Source organism: Vibrio sp. R78045, assembly GCF_042466085.1.
Taxonomy (GTDB): Bacteria; Pseudomonadota; Gammaproteobacteria; order Enterobacterales; family Vibrionaceae; genus Vibrio; species Vibrio cyclitrophicus.
On record NZ_JAXHBS010000014.1, the window covers coordinates 1 to 3,862 of the forward strand.

General features: G+C 46.6%; 2 protein-coding genes. One reads left to right on the forward strand and one right to left on the reverse strand.

Translation table 11 applies throughout. The features are described from left to right. Window positions 1-41 precede the first annotated feature (41 nt). Complete coding sequence (locus tag SJY39_RS18725) at window positions 42-617, reverse strand: recombinase family protein (protein WP_390240562.1); 576 nt, start codon at window positions 615-617, stop codon at window positions 42-44. A gap of 132 nt (window positions 618-749) precedes the next feature. On the opposite strand from SJY39_RS18725, the gene SJY39_RS18730 reads away from it, so the two are divergent. Continuing rightward, window positions 750-3,758 (forward strand): Tn3 family transposase, encoded by a 3,009-nt coding sequence (locus SJY39_RS18730; protein ID WP_390240564.1) that lies wholly within the window; start codon window positions 750-752, stop codon window positions 3,756-3,758. Window positions 3,759-3,862 lie beyond the last annotated feature (104 nt).

The following is a 3,862-nucleotide window of genomic DNA, read 5'->3' on the forward strand; positions in this document are numbered from 1 at the left end:
ATTGGGTCCATCTGCATAAAGGTACGTAATGCGACATAGGATTATGGCCGAGCTCTAACTCGCATGATTGTTTGTCTGCTGGTTTCGAATTCACGTGCGATGGCTGAGATTGCCACTCCGTTTTTTATTCTTTCTTTCACTTCCTCTTGTTGAGCCGCAGATAAAACAGATGGCCGCCCTAATGGCTTACCTTCTGCTTTGGCACGGGCGAGGCCAGATTGTGTGCGTTCGATCAATAGATCACGTTCGAACTGTGCGACGGCATTGATGACGTTCATTGTCATCTTTCCGGCGGAACTGGTGAGATCGACGCCACCAAGAGCGAGACAATGAACTCGAATACCTACTTCTTCAAGCTTTGCAACTGTAGTGCTGACATCGATGGCGTTACGACCTAGCCGGTCAAGTTTTGTGACAATAAGTACATCCCCTTTCTCCATTCTATCCAGAAGTTTGGAAAAACCTTCTCTCTGCGCGATAGCCATGGAGCCTGAGATTGCCTCTGTGATGATACGGTATGGCTCAATGGAAAAGCCCGCGGCTTTGATTTCTTGGATCTGATTTTCGGGCGTCTGGTCGACCGTAGAGACGCGGGCGTAAGCAAAGGTTCTAGACATAAGGCAATTAATTACGAAATGGGTGTACGTAACTATAGCTATGTCCTATAGTATTTCAAGGTAATTTTCGGACAGGCTTTGAAACCCTGTCCGCAATCGTTCCTTTTCGGACATTAGATATTAAGGTCATCTATGGCAAGAATGCGTATCCTCACAGCCAATGAACACGAACTTTTCGACAATCCGCCTTTGTTCGATCATCGTGACCGCAAAAAGTTCTTTGATTTCCCCAAGTCACTGTTAGAAATTGCTACGACTATGCGCAATACAGATCATCAGATCGGTTTTTTGGTAAGTTGCGGATATTTTCGTGCTACACGGCGATTCTTTGGAGCTGCCGTTTTTTTAGAACGTGATATAGCCTATATTGCCAACCAGCTTGGTCATTCGCCCCCAACGCACCTCCAGTACCCAGATCGGACACGCCAGCGTCACCAGAAACCTATTTTGGATTTCTATGGTTTTACTACTTTTGATGATGAAGCCTGCGAAAAATTGGTCACTGAGATAGTAACGATGGCCCGGATGCATCTGAAGCCCAAATTGATCTTTGATCGTTGCGTAGATTTTCTGAACCAGCAGCGTGTACAACTTCCATCAGCCTATAGGTTGAGTGATTTAATCAGGGTGGGATTACAGAAACGCAAAACAGAGTTGGTCTCGCTTATAGAACTGTATTTGCCAGATGATGCCCGTAATCTTCTGGACGGCCTTTTCACTGCATCGGAAGGTCAAAATCGATATCGTCTAACTCTCCTCAAGAAACTGTCACAGTCCACGAAACCCACTAAGATCAAAGAGGCCGTGGCTGATTTTGAAACCTTGTCTGACCTCTATCGCCAGTTAGAGTGGACCCTGACACAACTAGAACTTGGCACCTCTGGTATTCGATATTTTGCGGGTAGCGTCCTCAAATCCCGGATGTTCCAACTGCACCAAAGAAGCCAAGCCGATCGACACTTGCATGCCACTGCCTTTATCGTGCACCAGTTTTATAGGTGTCAGGACAATATGATTGATTTGTGGCTCAGTATCATGGCTTCTTTCAAATCTACCGCTGCCCGTGAATATCAGGAAACACTTGCACAAAGCCGAAAAAACCAGCAGCGTCAGATCACATCTATTGTTGACAGCCTAGATGTTTCTGTTTTTAGTGTTTTGCGCAATATTCGAAGCGTCATGGCGGCGGATAGTCTATCGGATACGAACAAAATCGAGGCAATTGAAAAGCTTCTGGCTCACAGTAAAACTGAAGGTTTTGACCAACTCAAAGGTGAGTTGGCGGATACGGTCTACAATAGCAGTTGGTACGACATCTTAGAGACACGTTCGCTGAAGCTGCAAAACCGTCTCAGCCCTGTGTTGCGTGCTTTATCTTTTATGCCAACCACACGTGTTAACCCCTTACAAAAAGCGGTTGATCATTTCAGATCAGATAGAGAGATGTCCGCTGTTCAAGCACCTGTGGATTTTCTTGATGCAGAACAACGGGCTGTGCTTATCCGTGACGATGGTACGTTCCGGATATCTCTGTACAAGGTGTTTTTGTTCCAAGCTATTACCACGGCCATAAAATCTGGCGACCTGAATGTGGAGGAATCTTATAAATATCGTCCGATGGATACCTACCTGATCGGCAAAGAAAGGTGGAAAAAGGACAGGTCCCTCCTTTTAGAGCGAGCCGATTTGGAGGAGTTATCTGATCCTAAATCTGTGTTGGCACTGATGAAAAGCATTTTATCTAGACAATATGAGACGACCAACAATAACGCAGCCACCAATCCATATTTAAAGCCTCGCAAGGATGGGGCATTCCACATCGCCACTCCAGCCATGGATGCCAGTGAAGATGATCCCTTGGGTGCTCTCTTTCCTCAGCGGCACGATGTACCACTCGCGCAGGTCTTGGAAACCGTCAATAATCACTGTGGCATGCTGCGAACCTTTGAACATTGGCAGCAAACCCATGTGGGGCAAGCTCCATCTCACCCCGCCCTTTTGGCAGGGATCATGGGATTAGGTTGTGGGATTGGTGTTCGAAAAATGGCACGGATATCGTCCAGCGTCACCGAAAATGAGTTGGATCACACCGTGAATTGGCGGTTCTCCTTGGACAATATCAGAGCGGCCAATGACGCTGTCGTCAAAGCTATGGACGCAATGGAATTACCCAATTTGTATAGACAGACCCAAGATAAACTGCACACCGCTAGCGATGGGCAAAAATTCGAAGTACGTGGCGACAGCCTGTACGCCAGCCGGTCATTCAAATACTTCGGACAAGGACAGGGCGTCAGTGCTTATACTTTCGCTGATGAACGTAATTTCCTCTGGCATTCCCTAATGATCAGCGCCGCCGATCGAGAAAGCGCCTTTGTAATCGATGGGTTGATGCACAATGATGTAGTTAAAAGTGATATCCATTCCACAGATACCCACGGTTACACCGAAGCGATCTTTGGCCTTACCCATATGTTGGGTTTTTCGTTTGCACCTCGCATCAAAGGGGTTGGACAACAAGCCCTCTATGGCTTCAAGCCCAGAACCCAAGGTGCGGAACACTGGGTTATCCGGCCGGATAAAACGGTCAATGAAACGGTTATTGTCGAAAACTGGGATGATTTTTTACGCTTGGTGACGACCATCAAGCTCAAGGAGAACACAGCGTCCGACATCTTCCGCCGACTGAACTCCTACTCCCGTCAGCATGCTCTCTACCAAACGATGAAAGCCTTTGGGCAAATCATTAAGTCTCTGTTTATACTGCGCTACGTAGACGATTTAGCGCTACGACAAGCCATTGAAAAGCAACTCAACAAAGTCGAACTGGCCAATCGATTCACGCGCGCCGTCGCTGTCGGAAGTCCTCGTGAATTCGCCCAGACAGAAAAGGAAGAGCAGGAAATTGCTGAGGCCTGTAATCGTTTGATCAAAAATAGCATCATATGTTGGAATTATTTGTACCTTGCGCGCCAGGTTGAAAAGGCACCAGACACTGAGACCAAAGAAAATTTACTGCGGCAGATATCGGCACATTCGCCGATGTCCTGGGCCCATATCAATATGCTAGGTGAATACGATTTTTCAGAAGAAAAGCTCAAAGATACACTCGGAATTCTACCCCCGAAAAAGGCTGAATAAATCACATGACAAAGCGGGGGGTAATGAATATAAGAAAAAGGCAGTAAGTCCAATACCTTACAGAAAACTCTATGTCGCATTACGTACCTTTATGTAGACGAACC